Origin of the sequence: Ideonella oryzae (assembly GCF_024055665.1) — a bacterium.
Taxonomy (GTDB): Bacteria; Pseudomonadota; Gammaproteobacteria; order Burkholderiales; family Burkholderiaceae_C; genus Ideonella; species Ideonella oryzae.
In genome coordinates this window covers 16,877-42,555 of sequence record NZ_JAMXMC010000013.1, presented here as the reverse complement: position 1 = coordinate 42,555, position 25,679 = coordinate 16,877, and the positions used below count along the sequence as shown (strand labels likewise).

General features: G+C 69.4%; 24 protein-coding genes. 16 read left to right on the top strand and 8 right to left on the bottom strand.

Annotated elements, in window-relative coordinates:
- The first annotated feature begins 1 nt into the window (after position 1).
- From M0L44_RS19265 to M0L44_RS19230, 8 genes are all read left to right on the top strand, one after another.
- On the top strand, positions 2-1,075 hold the full coding sequence (locus M0L44_RS19265) for an ABC transporter ATP-binding protein (protein WP_252771773.1): 1,074 nt from the start codon (positions 2-4) through the stop codon (positions 1,073-1,075).
- Positions 1,072-1,968 carry a carbohydrate ABC transporter permease gene (locus tag M0L44_RS19260; protein WP_252771771.1) on the top strand — a complete coding sequence of 299 codons (897 nt, stop codon included), beginning with the start codon at positions 1,072-1,074 and terminating at the stop codon, positions 1,966-1,968. Before M0L44_RS19265 ends, M0L44_RS19260 begins: the two co-directional genes overlap by 4 nt.
- Positions 1,961-2,773 (top strand): carbohydrate ABC transporter permease, encoded by an 813-nt coding sequence (locus M0L44_RS19255; RefSeq protein ID WP_252771769.1) that lies wholly within the window; start codon positions 1,961-1,963, stop codon positions 2,771-2,773. Before M0L44_RS19260 ends, M0L44_RS19255 begins: the two co-directional genes overlap by 8 nt.
- Complete coding sequence (locus M0L44_RS19250; RefSeq protein WP_252771767.1) at positions 2,773-3,081, top strand: DUF2160 domain-containing protein; 309 nt, start codon at positions 2,773-2,775, stop codon at positions 3,079-3,081. Before M0L44_RS19255 ends, M0L44_RS19250 begins: the two co-directional genes overlap by 1 nt.
- 108 nt (positions 3,082-3,189) lie before the next feature.
- Complete coding sequence (locus M0L44_RS19245; protein WP_252771765.1) at positions 3,190-4,923, top strand: ABC transporter substrate-binding protein; 1,734 nt, start codon at positions 3,190-3,192, stop codon at positions 4,921-4,923.
- 97 nt (positions 4,924-5,020) lie between these two features.
- On the top strand, positions 5,021-6,958 hold the full coding sequence (locus tag M0L44_RS19240) for a TonB-dependent receptor plug domain-containing protein (protein ID WP_252771763.1): 1,938 nt from the start codon (positions 5,021-5,023) through the stop codon (positions 6,956-6,958).
- Positions 6,955-7,482 carry a YfiR family protein gene (locus tag M0L44_RS19235; protein ID WP_252771761.1) on the top strand — a complete coding sequence of 176 codons (528 nt, stop codon included), beginning with the start codon at positions 6,955-6,957 and terminating at the stop codon, positions 7,480-7,482. Before M0L44_RS19240 ends, M0L44_RS19235 begins: the two co-directional genes overlap by 4 nt.
- Before the next feature lie 23 nt (positions 7,483-7,505).
- A complete protein-coding gene (locus M0L44_RS19230; RefSeq protein ID WP_252771760.1) occupies positions 7,506-8,819 on the top strand; it encodes a sensor domain-containing diguanylate cyclase in 1,314 nt (437 codons plus the stop codon).
- 10 nt (positions 8,820-8,829) lie between these two features.
- Here M0L44_RS19230 and trhA read toward each other — a convergent pair whose 3' ends face one another.
- The 3 genes from trhA to M0L44_RS19215 all read right to left on the bottom strand — a co-directional run bounded on the left by trhA (position 8,830) and on the right by M0L44_RS19215 (position 11,884).
- Positions 8,830-9,489, bottom strand: coding sequence for a PAQR family membrane homeostasis protein TrhA (trhA, locus tag M0L44_RS19225; protein ID WP_252771758.1), 660 nt, complete (start codon positions 9,487-9,489; stop codon positions 8,830-8,832).
- A 95-nt stretch (positions 9,490-9,584) separates the two neighbouring features.
- Positions 9,585-10,256: a class I SAM-dependent methyltransferase gene (locus tag M0L44_RS19220; RefSeq protein WP_252771756.1), complete on the bottom strand. Its 672-nt coding sequence runs from the start codon at positions 10,254-10,256 to the stop codon at positions 9,585-9,587.
- 107 nt (positions 10,257-10,363) lie between these two features.
- Positions 10,364-11,884, bottom strand: a complete 1,521-nt coding sequence (locus M0L44_RS19215) for a CoA-acylating methylmalonate-semialdehyde dehydrogenase (protein ID WP_252771755.1) — start codon at positions 11,882-11,884, stop codon at positions 10,364-10,366.
- A gap of 93 nt (positions 11,885-11,977) precedes the next feature.
- Here M0L44_RS19215 and M0L44_RS19210 point away from each other — a divergent pair, with 93 nt between their 5' ends.
- Positions 11,978-12,949, top strand: coding sequence for a LysR family transcriptional regulator (locus M0L44_RS19210; RefSeq protein WP_252771753.1), 972 nt, complete (start codon positions 11,978-11,980; stop codon positions 12,947-12,949).
- A gap of 180 nt (positions 12,950-13,129) precedes the next feature.
- The gene (locus M0L44_RS19205; protein ID WP_252771751.1) at positions 13,130-13,852 is read left to right on the top strand and encodes a YecA/YgfB family protein; all 723 of its coding nucleotides are present in this window, start codon (positions 13,130-13,132) and stop codon (positions 13,850-13,852) included.
- Between the two features lie 27 nt (positions 13,853-13,879).
- Here the strand turns inward: M0L44_RS19205 and M0L44_RS19200 are convergent, their stop codons facing one another.
- From M0L44_RS19200 to M0L44_RS19180, 5 genes are all read right to left on the bottom strand, one after another.
- Entirely contained in the window at positions 13,880-15,196 is a 1,317-nt protein-coding gene (locus M0L44_RS19200; protein ID WP_252771749.1) for an Hsp70 family protein, read from the bottom strand.
- An 88-nt stretch (positions 15,197-15,284) separates the two neighbouring features.
- The gene (locus tag M0L44_RS19195; RefSeq protein ID WP_252771746.1) at positions 15,285-16,595 is read right to left on the bottom strand and encodes a D-amino acid dehydrogenase; all 1,311 of its coding nucleotides are present in this window, start codon (positions 16,593-16,595) and stop codon (positions 15,285-15,287) included.
- Positions 16,596-16,745: 150 nt separating this feature from the next.
- Positions 16,746-17,168, bottom strand: a complete 423-nt coding sequence (locus tag M0L44_RS19190; protein WP_252771745.1) for a universal stress protein — start codon at positions 17,166-17,168, stop codon at positions 16,746-16,748.
- 77 nt (positions 17,169-17,245) lie between these two features.
- The gene (locus M0L44_RS19185; protein ID WP_252771743.1) at positions 17,246-18,022 is read right to left on the bottom strand and encodes a metallophosphoesterase; all 777 of its coding nucleotides are present in this window, start codon (positions 18,020-18,022) and stop codon (positions 17,246-17,248) included.
- Between the two features lie 40 nt (positions 18,023-18,062).
- A complete protein-coding gene (locus M0L44_RS19180) occupies positions 18,063-19,934 on the bottom strand; it encodes a phosphoenolpyruvate carboxykinase (GTP) (protein ID WP_252771741.1) in 1,872 nt (623 codons plus the stop codon).
- 350 nt (positions 19,935-20,284) lie between these two features.
- Here M0L44_RS19180 and M0L44_RS19175 point away from each other — a divergent pair, with 350 nt between their 5' ends.
- The 6 genes from M0L44_RS19175 (at position 20,285) to M0L44_RS19150 (ending at position 25,652) form a co-directional block, all read left to right on the top strand.
- Complete coding sequence (locus tag M0L44_RS19175) at positions 20,285-20,533, top strand: FeoA family protein (protein ID WP_252771740.1); 249 nt, start codon at positions 20,285-20,287, stop codon at positions 20,531-20,533.
- Positions 20,534-20,543: 10 nt separating this feature from the next.
- Entirely contained in the window at positions 20,544-22,451 is a 1,908-nt protein-coding gene (gene feoB, locus M0L44_RS19170; RefSeq protein ID WP_252771738.1) for a ferrous iron transporter B, read from the top strand.
- Positions 22,452-22,467: 16 nt separating this feature from the next.
- Positions 22,468-22,725, top strand: coding sequence for a hypothetical protein (locus tag M0L44_RS19165; RefSeq protein ID WP_252771736.1), 258 nt, complete (start codon positions 22,468-22,470; stop codon positions 22,723-22,725).
- 186 nt (positions 22,726-22,911) lie between these two features.
- Complete coding sequence (locus M0L44_RS19160; RefSeq protein WP_252771734.1) at positions 22,912-23,802, top strand: hypothetical protein; 891 nt, start codon at positions 22,912-22,914, stop codon at positions 23,800-23,802.
- An 18-nt stretch (positions 23,803-23,820) separates the two neighbouring features.
- Complete coding sequence (locus tag M0L44_RS19155) at positions 23,821-25,011, top strand: Ig-like domain-containing protein (protein WP_252771856.1); 1,191 nt, start codon at positions 23,821-23,823, stop codon at positions 25,009-25,011.
- Between the two features lie 47 nt (positions 25,012-25,058).
- Complete coding sequence (locus M0L44_RS19150) at positions 25,059-25,652, top strand: MOSC domain-containing protein (protein ID WP_252771855.1); 594 nt, start codon at positions 25,059-25,061, stop codon at positions 25,650-25,652.
- Positions 25,653-25,679 lie beyond the last annotated feature (27 nt).

Below are 25,679 nucleotides of genomic sequence, written 5' to 3'. Positions count from 1 at the left end.
GATGGCCCGCATCGAACTCGACCTGGCGCACGCCTACAAGCCCCAGCCCAAGACCGACAGCGACTACGCCTTGCTGCCCATGTCCATGTGCTTCGAGGACGGTGGCGCCTACGCGCTGCTGGGCCCCTCGGGCTGCGGCAAGACCACGCTGCTCAACATCATGTCGGGCCTGCTGGTGCCCTCGCAAGGCACGGTGCGCTTCGATGGCCAGGACATGACCCGCGCCACGCCGCAGCAGCGCAACATCGCCCAGGTGTTCCAGTTCCCGGTCATCTACGACACCATGACCGTGGCCGAGAACCTGGCCTTCCCGCTGAAGAACCGCAAGGTGCCGGCGGCGACCATCCGGCAGCGGGTGGGCCAGATCGCCGAGATGCTGGGCATGAGCCACCAGCTGGACCAGCGCGCCGCCGGCCTGTCGGCCGACCAGAAGCAGAAGATCTCGCTGGGCCGCGGCCTGGTGCGGCCGGACGTGTCGGCCGTGCTGTTCGACGAGCCGCTGACGGTGATCGACCCGCACCTGAAGTGGCAGCTGCGGCGCAAGCTCAAGCAGATCCACCACGAACTCAAGCTCACGCTGATCTACGTCACCCACGACCAGGTGGAGGCCCTGACCTTCGCCGACCAGGTGGTGGTGATGTCGCGCGGCCGGGTGATGCAGCTGGGCGCGCCCGACACCCTGTTCGAGCGGCCGGCCCACACCTTCGTCGGCCACTTCATCGGCTCGCCGGGCATGAATTTCCTGCCGGTGACGGTGGAGGCCGGCGAGCTGCAGGTGGCCGGTCAGCGGCTGGGTCCGGCCGGGCGCGCGCTGCCCGCCGGCGCGCTGCGCCTGGGCATCCGCCCCGAGTACCTGCGCCTGCAGCCTGCCGGCGGGCCCGGCGCGCTGCCGGCCACCGTGCGCCAGGTGCAGGACATCGGCACCTACCTGCTGGTCACGCTGGAGGCCGCCGGCCACACGCTCAAGGCCCGCCTGCCCGCCGAGGCCGAGGCACCGGCGGTGGGCGCCCCGGTGGGTGCGCAGCTGCTGGGCGAGCACACCTGCTACTACCTCGACGAGGAGCTCATCGCATGAGCGTTCAGACCAAACCGGTGAACCAGCGGGCCTGGTTCCTGATCCTGCCCGTCATCCTGTGCGTGGCCTTCTCGGCCATCCTGCCGCTGATGACGGTGGTGAACTACTCGGTGCAGGACATCATCGGTCCGGACCGCCGCGTCTTCGTCGGCACGGAATGGTTCGCCGCCGTGATGCGCGACGAGGAACTGCACAGCGCCCTGTGGAACCAGCTGCGCTTCTCGCTGGCGGTGCTGGCGGTGGAACTGCCCCTGGGGGTCGCCCTGGCGCTGGCCATGCCGGCCGCGGGCTGGCGCGCCTCGGTGACGCTGGTGATCGTCGCGCTGTCGCTGCTGATCCCCTGGAACGTCGTGGGCACGATCTGGCAGATCTTCGGCCGCACCGACATCGGCCTGCTGGGCCACAGCCTGGAGCGCCTGGGCATCGACTACAGCTACACCGGCGACGCCACCCAGGCCTGGCTGACGGTGCTGCTGATGGACGTCTGGCACTGGACGCCGCTGGTGGCGCTGCTGGCCTACGCGGGCCTGCGCTCCATCCCCGACGCCTACTACCAGGCGGCCCGCATCGACGGGGCCAGCAAGCTGGCCGTCTTCCGCTACATCCAGCTGCCCAAGATGCGCGGCGTGCTGATGATCGCGGTGCTTCTGCGCTTCATGGACAGCTTCATGATCTACACCGAGCCCTTCGTGCTGACCGGCGGGGGGCCCGGCAACGCGACCACCTTCCTGAGCCAGTACCTCACGCAGAAGGCGGTCGGCCAGTTCGACCTGGGCCCGGCCGCGGCCTTCTCGCTGATCTATTTCCTCATCATCCTGCTGTTCTGCTTCGTTCTCTACAACTGGATGCAGCGCCTGGGTCAGGCCGAGAAGGAAGGAGCCAGCCATGGCTGAACCCCGCTTTCAGAAACGGACGCTGTTCCTGCTGGCCTACCTCGTGTTCGCGCTCCTGCCCATCTACTGGATGGTCAACATGAGCTTCAAGACCAACGAGGAGATCCTCAGCGGCTTCAGCCTCTGGCCCACCCACTTCACCTGGGCCAACTACGCCACCATCTTCACCGACGAGAGCTGGTACTCGGGCTACATCAACAGCCTGATCTACGTGGCGATGAACACGGTGATCTCGATCACCGTGGCCCTGCCGGCGGCCTATGCCTTCAGCCGCTACAGCTTCATCGGCGACAAGCACGTGTTCTTCTGGCTGCTGACCAACCGCATGACGCCGCCCGCGGTGTTCCTGCTGCCCTTCTTCCAGCTCTACACCACGCTGGGCCTCATGGACACGCACATCGCGGTGGCGCTGGCCCACCTGCTGTTCAACGTGCCGCTGGCGGTGTGGATCCTGGAGGGCTTCATGTCGGGCATTCCGCGCGAGATCGACGAGACCGCCTACATCGACGGCTACAGCTTCCCGCGCTTCTTCCTGACGATCTTCCTGCCGCTGATCAAGGCCGGCGTGGGCGTGACGGCCTTCTTCTGCTTCATGTTCAGCTGGGTGGAACTGCTGCTGGCACGCACCCTCACCAGCGTCAACGCCAAGCCCATCGTGGCGACGATGACCCGCACGGTCAGCGCCAGCGGCATGGACTGGGCCACGCTGGCCGCCGCCGGCGTGCTCACCATCGTGCCCGGCGCCATCGTGATCTGGTTCGTGCGGCACTACATCGCCAAGGGCTTTGCCATGGGGAGAGTGTGATGTTGGATTGGATGGTCTGGACCACGCCAGTGGCGGTGTTCTTCGGTGCCATCGTGCTGATGCTGATCGGCATGACGGTGTGGGAGATCAAGTCGCCCACCACGCTGCGCAAGGGCTTTCTGCCCATCGCCACCACACGGGGCGACCGCCTGTTCATCGGCCTGCTGAGCGCCGCCTACATCAACCTGGCCTTCGTCGGCCTGGCCGGCCACATCGCCGAATGGCTGAAGCTGGAACAGGAGCCCAGCATCTGGTTCAGCTTCGTGCTGTCCATGGGCTTTCTGGCCTGGGTGATGAGAAAGGGCTGAGACCAGCCCCACCGTTGACGTCCGGCCCGGCGCTGCCCCGGGGCCATGGCGAAGCCAACCACAGATCGGGGCAGCGAGTCCGCAGTTGAACCATCGAGGAGACAAACGATGAAGTTGCACCACACCGCACTGGCGCTGGCCGCCGCGTGCGCGATCGTCGGCCAGAGTGCGTGGGCCGACGAGGCCGCCGCCAAGAAATGGATCGACACCGAGTTCCAGCCCTCCACGCTGAACAAGACCCAGCAGCTGGCCGAGATGAAATGGTTCATCGACGCCGCCGCCAAGCTCAAGGCCAAGGGTGTCAACGAGATCTCGGTGGTCTCGGAGACGCTGACGACCCACGAGTACGAGTCCAAGGTGCTGGCCAAGGCCTTCGAGGAGATCACCGGCATCAAGGTCAAGCACGACATCATCCAGGAGGGCGACGTCGTCGAGAAGCTGCAGACCTCCATGCAGTCGGGCAAGTCCATCTACGACGGCTGGATCAGCGACTCCGACCTGATCGGCACCCACTACCGTTACGGCCAGATCATGAGCCTGACCGACTACATGGCCGGCGCGGGCAAGGAGTTCACCAACCCGGGCATCGACCTGAAGGACTTCATCGGCACCAGCTTCACCACCGCGCCCGACGGCAAGCTCTACCAGTTGCCCGACCAGCAGTTCGCCAACCTGTACTGGTTCCGTGCCGACCTGTTCGCCCGCAAGGACCTGCAGGAGAAGTTCAAGGCCAAGTACGGCTATGCGCTGGGCGTGCCGCTGAACTGGAGCGCCTACGAGGACATCGCCGACTTCTTCACCAACGACGTGAAGACCATCGACGGCAAGCCCATCTACGGCCACATGGACTACGGCAAGAAGGACCCCTCGCTGGGCTGGCGCTTCACCGACGCCTGGCTGTCCATGGCGGGTTCGGCCGACAAGGGCATTCCCAACGGCATGCCGGTGGACGAATGGGGCATCCGCGTGGCCGACGACAAGTGCACCCCGGTGGGCGCCTCGGTCGAGCGGGGCGGCGCCACCAACTCGCCGGCGGCGGTGTACGCGCTGACCAAGTACATCGACTGGATGAAGAAGTACGCGCCCAAGGAAGCCACCGGCATGACCTTCGGCGAGGCCGGCCCGGTGCCCGCCCAGGGCCAGATCGCCCAGCAGATCTTCTGGTACACCGCCTTCACCGCGGACATGACCAAGAAGGGCCTGCCGGTGGTCAACGCCGACGGCACACCCAAGTGGCGCATGGCCCCCGGCCCCAACGGCCCGTACTGGAAGCCCGGCATGCAGAACGGCTACCAGGACGTGGGCAGCTGGACCTTCTTCAAGAACGGGGATCCCAACCGCACCGCCGCGGCCTGGCTGTACGCCCAGTTCGTGACGGCCAAGACCACCTCGCTGAAGAAGTCCATCCAGGGCCTGACCTTCATCCGCGACTCGGACATCCGCAGCGAGTACTTCACCAAGAACGCCGACAAGTACGGCGGCCTGATCGAGTTCTACCGCAGCCCGGCCCGGGTGGCCTGGACGCCCACCGGCACCAACGTGCCCGACTACCCCAAGCTGGCCCAGCTCTGGTGGAAGAACGTGGCCCAGGCCGTCACGGGCGAAAAGACCCCGCAGGCGGCGATGGACAACCTGGCCAAGGAGATGGACGACGTGATGGCCCGGCTGCAGCGCGCCGGCATGAGCCACTGCGCGCCCAAGCTCAACCCGAAGGAGAGCGCCGACAAGTGGCTGTCGGACCAGCACGCCCCGTGGAAGAAGCTGGCCAACGAGAAGCCCAAGGGCGAGACCATCGCCTATGACACCCTGCTGAACGCCTGGAAGGCCGGCAAGGTGCGTTGAGCCCGGTCGCCCGGGCGGTGGCAGAAGGTGCCCGGCAGGGCACCTTCTTTTGGGAAGGGGCCTTCACCTTTGGGACACATCGCCGATATGAAGCGATATGCCCCGCTACGCGACCTCATCCCAGCCCACCCGCCCTCGTCCCCGCCACCGACCGATCCGCTGGAAGGCCCTGACCGCCCTGGCCACCCTGGGCACCCTGCCCCTGGTGGGCGCCGCGCAGACAACCGCCGGCCCGGACCTGACGCAGCTGCCACTGGAGCAGCTGCTCGACACCGAGGTGGTGGGCGCGGCCCGCTTCGCCCGCCAGATCACCGATGCGGCCTCCGCCGTCTCGGTGCTGACCGCCCAGGACATCCAGGCCCTGGGCCTGCGCACCCTGGGCGAGGTGCTGGACCAGATGCGCGGCCTGCACCTGAGCACCGACCTGGACTACGTCTACCTGGGCGCCCGGGGCATCGGCGGACCCGGCGCCTATGCCGGCCGGGTGCTGATGCTGGTGGACGGCATCGCCGCGGTGGACAACCTGTTCGACCAGGTCTTCCTGGGGCAGGACGGTCTGCTGGACCCGGCACTGATCGAGCGCATCGAGTACGCGCCGGGCGCCGGCTCGGCCATGTACGGCAACAACGCCTTCCTGGGCGTGATCAACATCGTCACCCGGCGCGGCCGTGACCTGGACGGGGTGGAGGCGGCGCTGGCCGCCGGCGCCAACCAGGACCGCCAGGCCCGGCTGAGCGCGGGCCGGCGCCTGGATGACGGCCGCGAATGGCTGGCTTCGCTCACGATGCGGCGCAACGACAGCGTGCCCACCAGCGAGGTGGGCCACCTGCCAATGGCCGGGCAGGCCAACGCGCTGAGCTACTTCTTCAAGGGTCAGTGGGAGGACTTCGACCTGCAGGCCCTGGGCAGCCGCCGCAGCGTGCAGCGCCACTACCCCTGGGACCCGGCCGACGAGCGCCACACCGATGGTGGCGACGTGCTGGCCCTGGGTCACCAGCATGCCTGGGACAGCGGCTGGCAGACCCTGCTGCGCGCCCAGTGGGGCGCCCAGAAGTACGACTACACCCTGGACTGGCCCTCGGCGGGCGACTACCTGGGCGGCATCCGTTCCAACGGCCACTGGTGGAGCCTGGAGGGCCAGGCCGGCTACGCGGGCTGGACCGACCACCGGCTGGCCCTGGGCCTGCGCCTGCGGGCCGACCCGGTGCTGCGCTACCGGGAGCAGGACAACCAGGGCCTGCTCGTGCAGGACGGCATGCAGCGCAAAAGCGTCAGCGTGTCGGCCGAGGACGAATGGCGCCTGGCGCCGGACTGGCGGCTGACCCTGGGGGTGCGCGGGGACCGCCGCTCCCATGTGGACTGGACCGCCAGCCCGCATGCGGCCCTGGTGTGGTGGGCCACGCCCGACTGGCAGGTCAAGGCCTCCGTGGGGCGCGCCACGCGCTTTGCCTCGGCTGCCGAGGAGGGCTTTGGCGAGGTCCCGCAAACCCACGGCGAACGCGCACTGCACCGGGAGCTGTCCACCGAGTACCGGCACGATGACCTGCGCCTGCTGGCCAGTGTCTACCGCTCCAGCGTGCGCCATCTGATCTGGCCGGATCCGCAGGTCGAACAGCTCGACAGCCACGGCGCGGAGCTGGAGGGCGAATGGCAATGGCAGGGCCTGCGCCTGCGGGCCAGCCAGGTCGTCCAGCACGCCAGCAACAACCTGGGGGGCACCCTGGCTTATGCGCCGCGCCACATCGGCAAGCTGCAGCTGAGCGTGCCGCTGGGCAGCGAGCGCTGGCGCCTGAGCACGGCCCTGCGCCACACCGGGGCCTACCGCACGGCCTCGGACAGTGCCGTGCCCACCAGCACCCGCATCGATCTGACCCTGCTGGGCCTGAAGGCGGTGGCGGGCCTGGACCTGACCGTGGGCTGGCGCAACGTGGGCAACAGCCCCGACCACACCCTGGATGGCTACTACAGCGCGCCGCCGGACCCGGCCCGGCGGGCCCGCTACGCCTGGGTGGGCCTGCAGGGGAGCTTCCGATGAGACGCCCCCTGCTGACGCTGCTGGCCCTGCTGCCGCTGCTGGGGGCCGGCCCGCTGGCCCACGCCCAGGTGGATGAGCGGGCCATGAAGGCCGCCTACCTCTACAACTTCATCCAGTTCGCCCAGTGGCCGGTGGCCCCGGACGAACCCTTTCGCCTGTGCGTGGTGGGCCAGACCCCGCTGGATGCCCAGCTCGAGAAGCTGGCGGGCAAGACGGTGCTCAACGGGCTGCACATCGCCGTGGTGCATGTGGGACCCCAGGATGCACTGGGCAAGTGCCATGCGCTGTACCTGGACGACAGCCAGCGGCGCTGGCTGCCTGAGCTGCTGCCCCGGCTGGAACAGGCCCCCATCCTGACCATCACCGACGGGGACGGGCTGGCCGAGCAGGGACTGATGATCGAGATCCAGAAGCGGGACCTGAAGCTGGGCTTCGAGGTCAACCTGGCCATGGCACGCAAGGTGCGTATCGACTTCAGCCCGCGAATGCTGAAAATGGCGACTTTCGTCACCGGCGCCCGCTGATCCGGCATTCCCTCCCCCACCGCATGGCCGTCACCGCGCCCCCCATCCGCCGCCTGATCACCACCTTCGGCCTGCTGCTGACAGCCGCGCTGCTGGCCGGCGTGGTGGCGGTGATGCTGGTGCACGAGATGCTCAGTCGCCGTGCCCACCTGGAGGCCAGCCTGGCCAGTCTGGCGGCGGTCATCGCCACCAACAGCGAAGCCGCGGTGATGTTCAACAGCGGTGACGAGGCCCAGGACCTGCTGGGCTCGCTGCGCGGCTCGCCGGAAGTGATCCGGGCCTGGCTGTTCCTGCCCGACGGCAGCCTGCTGGCCCGCTACCAGCGGCCGGCCGAAGCCGGCGCGTCGGCGCCCGACTGCCAACAGCCCCGGGCGGACGGCCAGGGCTGGCAGCTGCGCTGGTGCAGCGTGGTGCGCTACCAGCCGGTGGTGCGCCACCGCACCGTCGTGGGCACGCTGGCCATGGAGGCCACGCTGCGGCCCACCTACTGGGCCCTGCTGCGGGCGGTGGGTTTCAGCCTGCTGGTGGCCGGCGCGGCCTTCGCCATCTCGGTGCCGCTGTGGCGGCGGGTGGCCGCCCGCGTGGCGGACCCGCTGGCCGCGCTGGTCGACGCCGCCCTGCAGGTGGGGCGCCAGCACGACTTCTCGCTGCGCTCCGAAGCCGGCGGCAGTGCCGAGGTGCTCGCCCTGCGCAATGCCTTCAACCAGATGATGCAGCAGCTGCAGCAGCGCGATGTGCGCCTGCACCACGAACTGGGGCAGCGCCGGCTGGCCGAGGCCCGGCTGAACGACCTGGCCTATTCCGACCCGGTGACCGGCCTGAATAACCGGCACTATTTCATGGAGCAGCTGGACCTGGCCCTGGGCCGGGACCAGGCAGCGCTGATCTACATCGACCTGGACGGCTTCAAGCGCGTCAACGACACCCTGGGCCACGACCAGGGCGACGCCCTGCTCTGCCAGGTGGGGCAGCGCCTGCGCGCCCAGCTGCGGCAGACGGATGTGGTCTGTCGGCTGGGCGGGGACGAGTTCGCCGTCCTGCTGGAGAACACCGGCTCGGCCGAGGCCCTGGACGGGATCGCCCGGCAGCTGGTGGACGCGCTCTCGCGCCCCTACGGGCTGCAGGATCAGACGGTGAACCATGTGTCGGCCAGCATTGGCGTGTGCAGCTTTGCCGACGTCGCGCGCGACCGGGAAACCCTGCTGCGTTGCGCGGACCAGGCCATGTACCAGGCCAAGCAGGCGGGCAAGCGCACCTGGCGGCGCTATGTGCCAGCAGTGTCCGAGACGGGGCAGGCAGTGCCGGGCCAGACGCCCGTGGATTCGACCTTCGGCTGAGAGCCTGCGCTCACTGCGCGTGCCAGAGGGCCGCGAAGAAGTGGCATGTGCTGCCGCCCAGCACGAACAGGTGCCACACGAAGTGGGCGTAGCGCACCCGGTTGTCGAGCATGAAGACCACCGCGCCCAGCGTGTAACTGAGCCCGCCGATCACCAGCCAGAGCAGGCCGGACATGGCCATCTGCGCCACCATGGGCTTGAGCGCGAACAGCGCCAGCCAGCCCATGGCCACATAGAGGCCGGTGGACCACCAGGGGTGGCGCAGCCGGTCCAGCAGCTTGACGGTGACCCCAGCCACCGCCAGCGCCCAGATCACCCCCAGCAGCCACCAGCCGCCGTGCTCGCGCAAAGCCCCCAGGGCAAAGGGGGTATAGCTGCCGGCGATGAACAGGTAGATGGCGGCATGGTCCGCCCGGTTCATCCACAGCTTGGCACGGCCCTGCGGCAGGGCGTGGTAGACCGCGGACACCAGGTACAGCAACATCATCGTGCCGGAAAACACGCTGACGGCGACCAAATTGAGCGTGCCGCCCCCCTGGCGCTGGGCCTGCCAGAGCAGGATGGGCAAAGAGGCCACAGCCAGCAAAAAGCCCAAGCCATGGCTGATCGCGTTGGCGATCTCCTCCCCCAGGGTCTGGGGGCGGTCGGCGGTGAGGGACCGGGTGTTCATATGCTCATTGTGCACCGCAGCGAAAGTCTCTGGCGTCCCTTGGACGCGGGAGCGCTCGGGATCCACCCCACCTTCAAACCTGGGAGACGCGCACGTCAGCCGCCCCTGTCGGGCTTGTGGCCGATGGCGAAGTAGATGCAGCCCATCCAGGTGCTGTGCACCTGCAGATCCGGCAGCCAGCGGGCCAGGTGCTGCCAGGGCTGGTGCAGCCGGTCGAGGGTGGTCATCGAGTAGAGCGCCGCGCTGAAGACCCAGGCATTGGCTGCCCAGGCCCAGGTCGGCGCCCACTCCAGCCCACAGGACACCACTGTGGCGCCAGGGCGCAGGTGGTCCATCACGGCCGCCAGCGCCTCGGGCTGCTGCAGCAGATCGTGGGCAAACTGGAACAGGGCCGCGTCGGCCTGCAGATCCCCCGGCCAGTCGGCATGCAGGGCATCGGCCTGGCAGATCTGCACCGGGGCCCCGCCGGCCCCGGCACAACGCTGGCGGGCCAGGCTGGCCATCTCGGAACAGGGCTCCAGCCCCCAGACGCGACCCGTGGGGCCGACCTGTTCGGCCAGCAGCGGCAGGCTCAGGCCGGTGCCGCAACCCAGGTCCAGCACCTGCTGGCCGGGTTGCAGGCCCAGGAGGGCCACGGCTTCGCGCCGCAGGGGCTCGAAGGGCGCCAGCTCCGCGTCATAGAACGCGGCGCGCTGGCGGTAGAGCGCCTGAGCGCGCGCCAGATCCGGCGCGCCCGGCGGCGATGGGGATGCGGTGACAGGGGCCATGGCAGATCCTCCCGAAGCCACAGCTTCAGGCCGACCCGCCCGGCTTGTCCAGTCGTCCGCCTGATCCTCGTCAACCCATGGGGGTATGCCGAGGGAAAGCCCCAGGCTTACTTGGCCGTGGGCATGACGAACTCGGCGCCCTTGGCGATGCTGTTGGACCAGCGCTGCATGATGCTCTTCTGCTTGGTGTAGAAGCGCACGCCCTCTTCGCCGTAGGCGTGCATGTCGCCGAACAGGCTCTTCTTCCAGCCGCCGAAGCCGTGCCAGGCCATGGGCACCGGGATGGGCACGTTGATGCCCACCATGCCCACCTGCACGCGGCGGCCGAACTCGCGCGCCACCTGGCCGTCGCTGGTGAAGCAGGCCACGCCGTTGCCGTACTCGTGGGCGTTGACCAGGTCCAGCGCCTCGGCGAAATCCTTCACCCGCACGCAGGCCAGCACCGGGCCGAAGATCTCTTCCTTGTAGATGCGCATGGCCGGGGTCACGTGGTCGAACAGCGTGCCGCCCGTCCAGAAGCCCTTCTCGTGGCCGGCCACGGTGGTGCCGCGGCCATCCACCACCAGGGTGGCGCCCTCGGCCACGCCGGCGGCGATGTAGCCCTCGATGCGGTCACGCGCCTCGCGGGTGACGATGGGGCCCATCTCGGCGTCCAGCTCCATGCCGTTCTTGATCTTCAGCGTCTTGGCACGCTCGGCCAGCATCGGGATGATCTTGTCGGCCACGTCACCCACCAGCACCGCCACCGAGATCGCCATGCAGCGCTCACCGGCCGAGCCGTAGGCCGCACCGATCAGCGCGTCCACCGCCTGCTCCAGGTTGGCGTCGGGCATCACCACCATGTGGTTCTTGGCGCCACCCAGGGCCTGCACCCGCTTGCCGTGGTGGGCGCCCGTCTCGTAGATGTACTGGGCGATCGGAGTGGAGCCGACGAAGCTCACCGCCTTCACGTCCGGGTGGTTCAGCAGCGTGTCCACCGCCAGCTTGTCGCCCTGCACCACGTTGAAGACGCCGTCGGGCAGGCCGGCCTGCTTGAGCAGCTCGGCGATGAACAGGCTGGGCGACGGGTCGCGCTCGCTGGGCTTGAGCACGAAGGTGTTGCCGGTGGCCAGGGCCATCGGGAACATCCACATCGGGACCATGCAGGGGAAGTTGAACGGCGTGATGCCGGCCACCACGCCCAGGGGCTGGCGCAGGGTCCAGTTGTCGATGCCGGTGGAGACCTGGTCGGTGAAGTCGGTCTTGAGCAGCTGCGGTGCGCCGCAGGCGAACTCGACGATCTCGATGCCGCGGGTCACCTCGCCCTGGGCGTCGGTGAAGACCTTGCCGTGCTCGGCGGTGATCATGGCCGCCAGCGTGTCGCGGTGCTCGTTGAGCAGGGCCAGGAACTTGTTCAGCACGCGGGCGCGGCGGATCGGCGGCGTGTCGGCCCAGGCCGGGAAGGCGGCGGCAGCGGCGGCCACGGCGGCGTTCACGTCGTCGGCGCTGGCCAGCTGCACCTGGCAGCTCACCGCACCGGTGGCGGGGTTGTAGACGGCCTGGCTGCGGCCGCTGCTGGCAGGCACCGGCTTGCCGCCGATGAAGTGGCCGATGTCGGTGCTGCGGGTGAAGGCTTCAGGGGCGCCCATGGCGGTCTCCGGTGTAGGTTCTGAGAGGCCCTCAGTCTAGGCAGCGACCGGCCTGGCGCCAATGCCCAGATTCTGGAATCATTGTTCACTGAAATGAACAATGAATCCTTGCGTGCCGACGCCTCCCGCCCCCTGGGCAGCCTCTGGGCGCATGTGCATGCGTTGACCGTGCTGGGCGAGGCCGGCAGCTACACCGCCGCGGCCCGCCGCCTGGGCCTGAGCAAGGCGGCCATGAGTCTGCGCATCAGCGAACTGGAGGCCGCTGCTGGCGTGCCCCTGGTGCGCCGCACCACCCGCAGCGTGCGCCTGACCGAGGCCGGCCGCCAGCTGGCCGACAGCACCCGCCCGGCCTTTGCCAGCATCGCCGAAGCCTTTGCCGGCGTGCACGACCTGGCCGGCCAGCCGCGCGGCCTGTTGCGGCTGACCGCCCCGGTCGCCCTGGCGCGCCAGCAGCTCTTTCCGCGCCTGCCGGCCTTCCTGCAGGCCTACCCGGAACTGCGGCTGGAGCTGGACCTGTCGGACCGGCTGGTGGCCCTGGCGCCCGAGGGCTTCGACCTGGCGCTGCGCCACACCGACAACCCGCCCGAGACCCATGTGGCCTGGGCCCTGTGCCCCACCGAAACCCTGCTGGTGGCCAGCCCCGGCTATCTGGCGGCCCAGGGCACGCCCACCCATCCGACCGAGCTGGCCCGGCACCGCTGCCTGTTCTACCCCCGGGCGGACGAGGCCCCGGGCTGGAGCTTCGAGCCCGAAAGCGGCGGGGAGGAGCGGGTGACGGTGGGCATTGCCGGGCCATTGGCCGCCAACAACAGCGAGGCCCTGCGCGAAGCGGCGCTGGCCGGCCTGGGGATCGCCCTGCTGCCGGACTTCAGCATCCAGGCCGCCCTGCGCACCGGCCTGCTGACCCCGTTGCTGCCCGGCTGGCGGCCGGTGGGGGTGTTCGGGCGCCATCTGTGGGCCATTCGGCCACGCACGGCCCAGGTGCCCCGCACGGTGCAGTTGCTGGTCGAGTTTCTGCGGCACGCCTTCCAGGAGGGTTTTGGCCCGGATGCTCCCGTCGCCTGACGGAGCTCAGGCAAAAAAAACGACCCACCCCTTGCGGGGCAGGTCGCTCAAGTCCTCCAAGAGGACGTCGTTGGGACCGGGGGAAGCAGATGGCGCTTCCATGCCCGTCACTGTAGGGAAATTCCGCTTTTGCGGTATCCCTCCGAAGAGGGACACCCTGCGCGGCGTGACAATGTCACGATGGCAGCTTCAAACCCCACCACCCCGTTGTCCGACATCGACATGGACGCGCTGGAATCCGCCCTGGATGCCCTGCCCGCCCCGCTCGAGCCGCTGGACCTGTCGATGCTGGACGGCTTTCTGACCGGCGTGCTGCTGCAGCCAACCCCGGTCCCCGACGCCGAGTGGCTGCGTCACGTGTTCGACGCCGAGGGCCGGCCGCTGCCCAAGGGCGTGGACCCGGCCCCCATTGCCGCCCTGGCCCGCCGCCGCCATGCCGAACTGAACCGTGCCATCCACGGCCGCCAGTGGTTCGACCCCTGGATCTTCGAGCTGGAAGACGAGGACGGCGACGAGATGGACCCGCTGGCCACGGTGATGCCTTGGGCTGCCGGTTTCGCGCTGGCGATGGAGTTCTTCCCGCAGCTGATGCGACTGGAGCCACAGAAGGTGATGGAGCCGCTGGCAGCCATCTACCGCGCCTTCGATCCGGACGACCTGGAAGATGCCGACGAGCTGCTGGCCGCCATCGAGGAACTGGAGCCCCCGGCCGACCTGGGCGAAGCCGTGGAGGCCCTGGTCAGCGGCGCGCTGATGCTGGCCGACGTGACCCGTCCTCAGTCGGGTCAGCCCCGAGCCGGCGGCACCCGCCGCGCCGGCCCGCGCCCCGGTGCCAGGGCACCGGGCCAAGCCGCCCCCCGCGGCCCGGGCAGCGGCCCCCGCAAGCCGGGTCCCAAGCACTGAGAAGCGCCTTGAAGCGGGCGCTGACTTTCAGGCAAAGACCCGCTGGGCGTGCAGGCCCAGACCCTGGGCCACGGACGCCAGCCGGTCGCCGCGCACCGTGCGCGCCTGGGCGTAGGGCGCGGCAATGCGCTGGGCCAGCGGCGCCAAGCCCGTGGAGCCCCCCGTCAGGTAGACCGCCTCGATGCGCTCGGGCGTGACGCCGGCCAGCCGCACCGTCTCCAGCCCGGTCTGGACGATGCGCTCCAGGTCCGCCTCAATGGCGTCCAGCGCCTGGGTCTCACCCAACTGCGCCTGCAGCCCGCGCTCCAGGCTGCCCAGCGCGATGCTGGCCTCGCGCCCCTCGGCCACCGCGATCTTGGCGGCCTCTGCCTGCGCCAGCAGGCCATGGCCCAGGCGCTCCTCGGCAATGGTCATCAGACGGCGGTGCAGGCCCGGATCGGCATAGAAGGCCTTCATGCTGCGCAGTTCCATCACCCGCGGCAGGGTGTAGACGGTGTTGATCAGGTGCCAGGTGGCCAGGTCGAAATAGACCTTGCTGGGCACCTCGCGCTCGGCCGTCTTGGGACCCCGGGCGCGGTAGCCGGCCAGCGGCAGGATGGCGCTGAGCTCCACATGGCGGTCAAAGTCGGTGCCGGCCACATGCACACCGTGGCTGGCCAGGATGTCGTCGGCGCGGTCGATGCGCGAACGGCGCTGCGGCCCCACCCGCACGACCGAGAAGTCCGAGGTGCCGCCGCCGATGTCGGCCACCAGCACCAGCTGCTCGTGGTCGACCGTGGCTTCATAGTCCAGCGCCGCGGCAATGGGCTCGAACTGGAAGGCCACCTCCTGGAAGCCGACCTGGCGGGCGGCGGCCTCCAGCGCCGCCTGGGCCTGGGCGTCGCGCGCCGGGTCGCCATCGACGAAGAACACCGGCCGACCGAGCACCGCGCGCGGGATGGCGTGGCCGGCCTCGCGCTCGGCCAGGGTCTTGAGGTGGCGCAGGTAGCCAGCGATGACCTCCAGAAAGGTCACCGCATGGCCTTCGCCCAGGTCGGTGCTTTGCTCGATCAGCGAGGAGCCCAGCACGCTCTTCATCGAGCGCATCAGCCGGCCCTCGACGCCGTCCACATAGGCGCGCAGCGCGGCGCGGCCGTACAGGCGCTCGGGCGCCTGGTCGGGGGCCAGGTCTTCCAGCGCGTAGAAGACGGCGGTGGGCATGGTGCGTTGGCCGGGCTCCACCTCGACCAGGCGCACCTGGCCCGGGGCCACCGGCAAGGCGATGGCCGAGTTGGAGGTGCCGAAGTCGATGGCGCAGAAGCCGGGGGCGGCGGTGGCGCCGGCGGAGAGCGAAGCGGTCGTCATGGCGGCGCGGAAACGAAAAGGGCGGCGATTGTGGCACGCAAGGGCCACTCTCGCCGCCCGGGTCGGGCGCAACCAGGGAAAGCGGTGCTCAGGCAGCCACGGCCACCTGGGGTTTGCCGGCAGGCAGGGCCTCGCCGCAGAAGCCGAACTGCAGCGCCGGACGCTTGCCGCTGATCAGCTCGGCCATGGCCTTGCCGGAGCCGGCGCCGTGGGTCCAGCCCAGCGTGCCGTGGCCGGCGTTGAGCCACAGGTTGCTGATCTTGCTGCGGCCGATGTAGGGGATGTTGTTGGGCGTGCTCGGGCGCAGGCCGGTCCAGAAGTTGGGCTCGCTGGTGTCGGCCACGCCGGGGAAGAGCTGCTCGTAGCGGCGCACCAGGGCCGCACAGCGGGCCTTGGCGGTGGGCGTGTCCAGACGGGTGTCCAGGCCGGCCATCTCGGCGGTGCCGGCCACGCGGATGTGGTCGCCCAGGCGAGAGATGGCAACCTTGGCGCCATCGTCCAGCAGGCTGACCATGCTGGCCGCCTCGGGCTTCTTCAGGCGCATGGTGGCCGAGTAGCCCTTGGCCGGGTAGATGTCCAGGTCGATGCCCAGCGGACGCAGCAGGGCCGGGGTGTAGGAGGCCATGGCCACCACCACCTGGTCACCGGTGACGGTGCGCGACAGGCCGGTGCTGTGGTCCACCAGCTTGACGCCCGAGACCTCGCGGCCACGCAGGTCAAAGCCCTGCACCTCGTGCTGCCACAGGAACTTCACACCGCGCTCGGCGCAGCGCTGGGCCAGCTGCTGGGTGAAGACCTTGGCGTCGCCGGATTCGTCGCTCGGGGTGTAGGTGCCACCGAAGATCTGCTGGGTCGAGTGGGCCAGGGCCGGCTCGATCTTCAGCATGTCCTCGCGGCTGAGGATGCGGCGGTCCACGCCGTAGTCGCGCATCAGCTCGGCCGCCTGGGCACCGGCCTCGAAGTCCTTTTGCGAGGAGAAGAAGTGCAGGATGCCCTTCTCCAGGCGGTTGTATTCGATGGTCGTGCTGGCCAGGATTTCCTTGAGCGCGGCGTGGCTGTACATGCCCAGGGACACCAGCTGCTGCACGTTGCGGGCGAAGGCCGCGTCGGTGCACTGGGTCAGGAACTTCAGGCCCCAGCGCCATTGGTACGGGTCCAGGTGGGGGCGGAACAGCAGTGGCGCATCGTCCTTGAGCAGCCACTTGGCCACCTTGAAGGGCGCGCTGGCATTGGCCCAGGGTTCACAGAAGCAGACCGAGATCTGCGCGCCGTTGGCGTAGGTAGTCTCCAGACCGGCGTCCGGCTGGCGGTCCACCACGGTGACTTCATGGCCTTCCTGGGACAGGAACCAGGCGGTGGCCGTGCCGATGATGCCCGCGCCGAGAACGATGACCTTCATGCCGCAACCTCGCAAGAAAAAATGGAACCCGACACCTGACCGATGTCAATGGACGCATTCTGCGCAGGGGTGGCGCGGCAATGAAGGTTCTTTAATGAATTTCAGAGGCGATCAGTTTCTCTAATGATCCTGCGGAGGGGATGGGCGATCTCAGCGCACGAGCAAGACCGGCACCTCGCAGCCGGCCATGACCTTGGTGGCCACCGAGCCCAGCACCAGGTTGCCCAGGGTGCCATGTCCATGCGAGCCCATGATCAGCAGGTCGTAACCGCCCTTCTTGGCCTGGGCCGTGATCTGGTCGGCCGCCGGCCCCACCTTGGCCACGAACTCGGCCGCGATCTTCTGGCGATTGAAGAAGGTGCGGATGGGCTTGAAGACCTTCTCGGCCTCGTCGTCGTAATGGGACTTCAGCATCGCCTTGTCCAGCACCGCGGCGGCGCGCGGCGGCACGGCGGGCACCACGGTGATGACGGTGTACTGGTGCTGGGAACCCAGCCACTCGTCGTGCGCGGCCAGGTAGGCCAGCATGCGCTTGGTGTAGGGGCTGCCATCGGCGGGCACGAGGATCTTCATCGTCATCTCCTGGTGAGTTCTGGTTCAAGTGTGTCAGGACAGTCCCGGTCTCTCTTGCCCGGGATCAAGTCTGTGGCTCAGACCTCGATGAGGCGGTGAGGTTCAAAACCGTCGGCCTCGCCCTTCTTGGCCAGGCCGCGGGCCTGGCAGACCACCCGCGCGGGCGCACGCCCCGGCCGCTCGATGCGGTAGTCGTGGCGGCAGTGCAGGTGGCCGTGCAGCCACAGGTCGGCCCGCGGGATCAGGTCGTCATCGGCGTTGCAGAAGCTGGCCGTGCCCGGCTGCTGGCCGTAGCGCGGGTCGGCGCTGCGCAGGCTGGGGGCAAAGTGGGTGATCACCACGGTGGCATCCCAGGCGCCCTGCGCCGGCTGCATCAGCGCCGTCTCCAGCCAGGCCCGGTCGGCCAGGCCAGCGGCGCGCACCGCCTCAGGGTCGAAGACCGCCCCGCCGCGGGTGCTCTGCTGCACCCGGGTGAAGTAGCCGGCCGCGCGCATCGCGCGTTCGCGCTGGGCGGGACCGAAGAGCTCGAAATCGCTCCAGCGCACCGTGCCCAGGAAGCGCACCCGCCGGCCGTCGGCGCCGGTGCGCAGCGTCTCGTCGTGCTCCAGCAGGGTGATGCCCAGCGCGGCGCAGCGCGCGCGCAGACCGGCCAGGGCTTCGTCCATGTCGCGGCGGTCGAACTCGTGGTTGCCAGGCACGAAGAGCACAGGCACCGGCCAGTCGGCAAAGCACGCCAGCCCGTCCCAGGTGGCGTCCACATCGCCGGCCAGCACCAGCAGCTCGGCACCGGGGGCCGGCGTCGGGTCGAAGGTCTCGGTCTCGAGGTGCAGGTCGGACAGGAGCTGGAGTCGCATGGGCGGCAAGTGTCGCCCATGCGGGCTCGGGCAGATCGGCTCAGCGCGCCAGCGCGGCCTCGAGCTTCTGCTTGGTGGCGCTCAGCTCGGTCGGCAGGTGGTAGGCCAGCTTGTCGAACAGCTCCTGGTGCAGGGCGAGTTCGTCCTTCCAGGCCACAGGGTCGGCATCGATGATGCTGTCAAACTGGGCCTTGGAGAAGTCCAGGCCGGTCCAGTCCAGGTCCTCGTAGCGCGGGCTGACGCCGAAGAAGTGGCCTTCGCCCAGGGCCTGGCCCTCGATGCGGCCGATCATCCACTTCAGCACACGGGCGTTGTCGCCATAGCCCGGCCAGACGAACTTGCCGTCGGCGCCCTTGCGGAACCAATTGACGCAGAAGATCTTGGGCAGGTGAGCGCCCTCGCCCTCCAGCTTGTGCTCGATGTCGAGCCAGTGCTGGAAGTAGTCGCTCATGTTGTAGCCGCAGAAGGGCAGCATGGCGAAGGGGTCCCGGCGCACCACGCCCTGGGCGCCGAAGGCGGCGGCGGTGGTCTCCGAACCCATGGTGGCGGCCATGTAGACGCCCTCGGTCCAGGTGCGGGCCTGCGTCACCAGCGGCACCGTCGTGCTGCGGCGGCCGCCGAAGATGAAGGCATCGATGGCCACGCCCTTGGCATCATCCCAGGCCGGGTCCAGCGCCGGGTTGTTGGTGGCGGCCACGGTGAAGCGCGAGTTCGGGTGCGCAGCCTTGGCGCCGGTCTCCTTGGCGATCTGCGGCGTCCAGTCCTTGCCCTGCCAGTCGATGGCGTGGGTCGGCGGCTCGCCGTCCATGCCTTCCCACCAGACGTCGCCGTCGTCGGTCAGCGCGACGTTGGTGAAGATCACGTCCCTCTTCAGCGACTCCATGCAGTTGGGGTTCGTCTTGAAGTTGGTGCCCGGGGCCACACCGAAGTAGCCGGCTTCCGGGTTGATGGCGTAGAGGCGGCCATCCTTGCCGGGCTTGATCCAGGCGATGTCGTCACCGATGGTGGTGACGGTCCAGCCGCCCAAGGCCGCCGGCGGGATCAGCATGGCGAAGTTGGTCTTGCCGCAGGCGCTGGGGAAGGCGGCCGCGACGTGGTACTTCTTGCCCTCGGGGTTGGTCACGCCCAGGATCAGCATGTGCTCGGCCAGCCAGCCCTGGGTGCGGCCCATGGTGGAGGCGATGCGCAGCGCGAAGCACTTCTTGCCCAGCAGGGCGTTGCCGCCGTAGCCCGAGCCGTAGGACCAGATCTCCTGGGTTTCGGGGTAGTGGACGATGTATTTGGTGGTCGGGTTGCAGGGCCAGACGGTGCTGTCCTTCGCCCCCTCGGCCAGCGGCGCACCCACGGTGTGCACGCAGGGCACGAAGTCGCCGTCGGTGCCCAGCAGGTCGATCACAGCCTTGCCCATGCGGGTCATCAGCTTCATGTTCACGGCCACATAGGCCGAGTCCGACAGCTCCACGCCGATGTGGGCAATGGGCGAGCCCAGCGGACCCATGCTGAAGGGAATGACGTACAGCGTGCGGCCGGCCATGCAGCCCTTGAACAGGGCCTGCTCACCGCTTTGCAGCAGCGCGCGCATCTCGGCCGGGGCCATCCAGTTGTTGGTGGGGCCGGCGTCTTCCTTCTTCTGGCTGCAGATGAAAGTGCGGTCCTCCACACGGGCCACGTCGGACGGGTCGGTCACGGCCAGGTAGCAGCCCGGGCGCTTGACCGGGTCGAGTTTCTTGAAGGTTCCAGCGTCGACCAGCTGCTGACACAGGCGGTCGTACTCCTCCTGGCTGCCGTCGCACCAGTACACGTCCTTGGCCTGGGTCAGGGCCGCGATCTCGCGAACCCAGGCCAGCAGGCGGGCATTCTTGACGTAGGCCGGTGCGTTCAACGACACGCCGGGGGCGGCAGGATGGTTCATGGACAGTGCTCCTCAAGAGGGGAAACGCGGAATGGGGCCAGCACCTGCAGGCCGGGACGGGCCTCTGGCGAGGAACTCGCCCGAGGCACTCGCCCCATCCCGTGAAGGGGGCAGACAGGCAGCCACGGTCCAGGTGTCGGCCCCGATCGGGTGTGAACGGGCGGCCCTGCCCCGGCTGCGCAAGGGGGTGGTTTTTCAGTGTAATTCGGTGGTAACCGCCGTGCCTCCGGGGAAGCCATGCCAAAGACGCATGACCGAATGTGCATGTCGACTGAACGTTGCGGGTTCACCCTGATCAGTGCAAATGAGACATAATCTCATTCACGTTCCACCCGGATCTGGTTTGCGCCATGTTGTTGTCCCAACTGCCCACGGGCGCCCGCGCCCTGGTTGACCGCCTGGAAGCGGCCAGCCCCGTGATCGATGACGGCACGCTGCTGCGGCTGGCGGAGCTGGGCTTTCTGCCTGGCGAGCCGGTGCAGATCGTGCAGCGCGGCCCGGGTGGGCGCGAACCCCTGGCCGTGCTGGTGGGCGACACCCTGTTCGCCCTGCGCCTGGTGGAAGCCGGCTGCGTGGCGGTGACGCCCGTGGCGGCCTGAGGAGACGACCATGAGCGAGACCGTGGCCGCCACCCTGGGCGAACTCAAGCAACGCGCCCCGAGCGTGGCATTGGTGGGCAACCCGAACTGCGGCAAGACCGCCCTGTTCAACCTGCTGACCGGTGCCCGCCAGAAGGTGGCCAACTACGCGGGCGTGACGGTGGAGCGCAAGATGGGGCAGGTGCGCCTGCCCGATGGCCGCACCGTCTCGGTGATCGACCTGCCCGGCACCTACAGCCTGCGCCCGGCCACCTTGGACGAGCAGGTGACGCTGGAGGTGATCGAGGGCCGACGCGCGGGCGAGGATGTGCCCGACCTGATCGTGGCCGTGGTCGATGCCACCAACCTGCGCATGAACCTGCGCCTGGTGTTGGAGTTGCGCGCCCTGGGCCGCCCGATGGTGCTGGCCCTGAACATGGCCGATGTGGCCCGCGACCGCGGCCTGGCCATCGACACCGCCGCCCTGGCCGAGGAACTGGGCTGCCCGGTGGTGGAAACCGTGGGCGTGCGCAACGACGGCCATGCCCAGTTGCTGGCCCAGCTGGGGCCCAGCCTCACGGCGGCCGCCGGCCAGCATGTGCCAGCCTGCATCAATGTGAACGAAGAGGCCTCGCTGGACGATGTGATGGCCCTGCAGCAGCAGGTGCGCCGCATCCTGGCCCGGGTGCAGCCGCCGGTGGCCAGCAAACCCCGGCTGGACGCCCAGCTCGACCGCTGGGTGATGCACCCGGTGGTGGGCCCACTGCTGCTGGCGGTGCTGCTGTTCATCGTCTTCCAGGCGGTGTTCTCCTGGGCCAGCGTGCCCACCGACCTGATCGACAGCGGCATGAAGGCCCTGGGTGCCTGGGTCAGCGCGCACATGGCCGACGGCCCGCTGCGCAGCCTGATCGTGGACGGCACCATCGCCGGGGCCGGCAGCGTGCTGGTCTTCCTGCCGCAGATCCTGATCCTGTTCGCCTTCATCCTGGTGCTGGAGGACTCCGGCTACCTGCCGCGGGCGGCCTTCCTGCTCGACACGCTGATGGGCAAGGTCGGCCTGTCGGGCCGGGCCTTCATCCCGCTGCTGTCCTCCTTTGCCTGCGCGGTGCCCGGCATCATGGCCACCCGCACCATCAGCAACTGGAAGGACCGGCTGACGACCATCATGATCGCGCCGATGATGACCTGCTCGGCCCGGCTGCCGGTCTATGCGCTGCTGATCGCCGCCTTCGTGCCCAACACCACGATGGGGCCCTTCAACCTGCGCGGCCTGACGCTGTTCGCGCTCTACCTGGCCGGCGTGCTGGGTTCGGTGCTGGTGGCCTGGCTCTTCAAGCGCCTGTGGCACAAGAGCCGCTACCAGCCGCTGATGCTGGAGCTGCCGCCCTACCGCCTGCCCAGCCTGCGCAACCTCGGCCTGGGTCTGTGGGAACGGGCGCGCATCTTCGTGCGCCGGGTGGGCACCATCATCTTCGCGCTGACCGTGGTGCTGTGGTTCCTGGCCACCTATCCGGCGGCACCGGCGGGCGCCCCCGGCGCAGCCATCCAGTACAGCTTCGCCGGCCACCTGGGCCGCCTGCTGGAGGTCGTCTTCGAACCCATCGGCTTCAACTGGCAGATCGCCATCGCCCTGGTGCCGGGCATGGCCGCCCGCGAGGTGGTGGTGGGCGCCCTGGGCACGGTGTACGCCCTCTCGGCCGCCGATGACGCGGTGGCCGATGCCCTGGCCCCGGTGATCGCCCACAGCTGGTCCCTGGCCACCGCGCTGTCGCTGCTGGCCTGGTTCGTGTTCGCCCCGCAGTGCATCTCCACGCTGGCCACCGTGCGCCGCGAGACCAACTCCTGGCGCTACCCCGCGGCCATGGCGATCTACCTCTTCGCCCTGGCCTACGGGGCCGCCTTCGTCACCTACCACGTGACCCTGGCACTCACTGCCTGAAGCAAGGAGCCCCACCATGCTGCAACATCTGATCGTGGCCCTGATCGTTGGAGGCGCCGGCCTGTACGCCGCCTGGACCCTGCTGCCCGCCGCCCTGCGCCGCCCATTGGCCCGCAAGCTGCTGCCCCTGGCCCCCAACGCCGCCTGGCTGCGCAAGGCCGCCGGCAGCACGGGTGGGGGTTGCGGTGGTGGCGATGGCTGCTGCGGCTGCAGCAGCAACAGCGACCCGGCCCAACCCAAGCCGGTGACGCTGCACCGCATGCCGCGCCACTGAGCGCGCTCTCCCCGCCACCGCGCTCCTCCGATCGCGTCAAGCCGGGCCATCCCGGCTGTCACCACCGCGCCGCGCTGCCCCGCCAGACTGGGGTTTTCCGTGATGGCGCCCGCCCCCGTGGACACGCGACCATCGCGCCGCACGACCGTTCGTTCGTGCGAAAACACCGCGAGGAGGAGAGGCACCGTGAAGAAGGCACCACGCACCTGGATGTGGGCGTTCGCCGCCCTGGCCGCCATGGCCGTGGCGGGCACCGCCCTGGCCACCAACTATTCGCTCTGGGTCAATGGCCGCGGCGGCGGCGGCGTGGCCGGCAACTACGCCGACTTCACCTACTGGGGCCCGTCCTCCACCGCCGCGGGCGTGAACAAGAAGGCCGTCAACTGGGACGGCTACAACCACATCTCGGACCAGAACTACCTGATCCGCAACGCGCTGGACTGCTACTGCACCGGCAGCAACTGGTGCTATATCGCCGCCCACAGCGCGGGCGACCTGATGATGGGCTACACCCTGGCGATGTACGGCGGCAGCAGCCGCACCATCACCAACGCCAGCCCCAACAGCGCGGGCGTATGCAGCGCCAGCGGCGCCGGCACACAGACCGGCTGGAACATCAAGTGGGTGGACATCGCCGCCGGTGCGGCCGGTGGCAGTGAGCTGGCCGACCTGGGCGACTGGGCGATGTCCGAGCCCCTGGTGTCGGACCTGAAGACCACCACCGCCCGGGCCATGTACGACCACAGCAGCACCCGTTCGACCTGGTTTTACATGTACGCCGGCGCCTCCGGCACGCTGTATTCGGCCGTCCTGCCCGGGCAGGACGACGAGGTCGTGGCCTACCACTCCTCGGGCGGCGTCTCGGGCAGCAGCGGCGCCTCGTTCTGCAACCCCAGCGACTGGCTCTGCAACGATCTGACGCTGGGCACTGCGGCCAACGAGGGCGGCCGCGCCAAGTGGGGTTACCACTCGGTCAAGTTCCGCGATGACAACGAGGCTTACAACCACTACACCAACGGCAACTGGGGTGGCGTGGTGTCGCTGGTGCGCACCGACATGGTCAACAACGCGCGCTGAGCGCAGGAGGAGCCGACGGTGCGCAAGCGGGTGTGGATGACACTGGGCGCGGGCCTGCTGGCCGCCGGCCTGGGCTGGTGGTCGGCTGGCGCCGCGCCCGGCCCGGCCGAAGCACCCGCCCCCGCGTCAGCGCCCGCCCCCGCGCAGCCGGCCGCTGTCGCCTCCCGGGCGCCCTACAGTGCCGCCGGCCTGAAGCAGCGCGACCGCCGCCTGTCCCTGGCGCAGGAGCGGCTGGCGCGCGCGCAGGAGACGCTGGCCAGCTACCGCCAGGCCACGGTCTACCCGCCGGAGTCGCGCCCCTTGCGCGAACACCCGGATCAGCTGCGCCCCTTCGCCCCCATCCAGCAGAGCCTGCCGCTGCGCCGCCCTGGCCAGGCCCCGGCCTCGGGCGTGCACATCGTGACCACACAGGAGAAGGTCTTCGCCAGCGGCGCCGAGACGGTGAAGCTGACCGTCGCCGCGGTGGACGACAACGGCCAGAGCATGCCGCTGACCATCCCTCGCGCGGTGGCCTTCGACCTGCCCGACCCGCGCCAGGCCGCCGGCCGCCCGCAGGTGGCCATCGACTTCAACGACGCCGGCCTGGGCGCCGACCTGCTGGCCGGGGACGGCACCTACAGCGCGCTGCTGGCGCCGTCGCTGCAGGGCTTTGCCGACTACGCCGGCACCGTGCGCGTGCAGGTGGAGCTCAACCAGGACGGCCGCAGCGGGATGGTGTCCTTCGACGTGGTCTACCAGCCGCTGGTGCCCGCCGAATGGGGCGGCATCCGCGAATCGGTGGTGAACGGCTCGCTGGTCTTCGACCTGCAGGCCCAAGTGCATCAGGCCGGGCGCTACGTGGTCAACGCCCGGGTGGTGGATGCCCGCGGCCAGCCCCTGGCCCTGCTGACCTTCAACGACGAAGTGGGCACCGGGGCCCAGCGCTTCCGCCTGACGCTGTTCGGCAGGCTGATCCGCGATGCCCAGCCGGCCTTCCCGCTGCGGCTGCAGGACGTGGAGGGCTTTCTGCTGCTGCCCGACCAGTTCCCCGACCGGGCCATGCTGCCGCGCCGTGCCGGCGTGGTGCACACCTCGCAGCGTTACGGGCTGGACCGCTTCTCCGACGCCGAATGGCAGAGCGAGGAGCGCAACCGCTACCTGACCGAGTACCAGAACGACGTGGACCGGGCCACCCAGGACCTGGCCGGGCTGGGCGGCAACGGCCCCTGACACCCTGGCCGCCCTGCGGCCAGGCGCGCACCCGCACAATGCGGGCCATGAGAGTTCTGAGCGTGAACGTGGGCACCGCGCAGCCGGTGCAGATCGGTGGTCGACGCGTGATGACGGCCATCGCCAAGCGGCCGCAGAGCGGGCCGGTGGCCATCGGGCCGATGGGCCTGGCCGGCGACGAGCAGGCCGACCCCACGGTGCATGGTGGCCTGTCCAAGGCCGTCTACGCCTACCCCAGCGAGCACCTGGCCTTCTGGCGCACGGTGCGGGCCCAGGCCCGCGTGGCTGGCTGGGACGCCGAGGTGCCACCCGGCCTGGTGGGCGAGAACCTGACGCTGGAAGGCCTGACCGAGCGCCAGCTGTGGATCGGCGACCGGCTGCACCTGCCCGAACGGGATGGCCAGCGGGCGGTGCTGGTGGTCAGCGAGCCGCGCCAGCCCTGCTTCAAATTCAACGCCGCCATGGGCTTTGCCCAGGCCGCCAAGATGATGGCCCAGTCGGGCTTCTGCGGCAGCTACTTCGCGGTGCTGCAGCCGGGCTGGGTGCAGGCTGGGGATGCCTTCGAGCTGGAGCCCGGTCCGCGCGAACTGGCCCTGCCCGAGCTGTTCCGGGCCAAGATGCACCGCAACAAGGTGGACTGAGGACGCGGCCGGCGGCCGCGCCCCCAC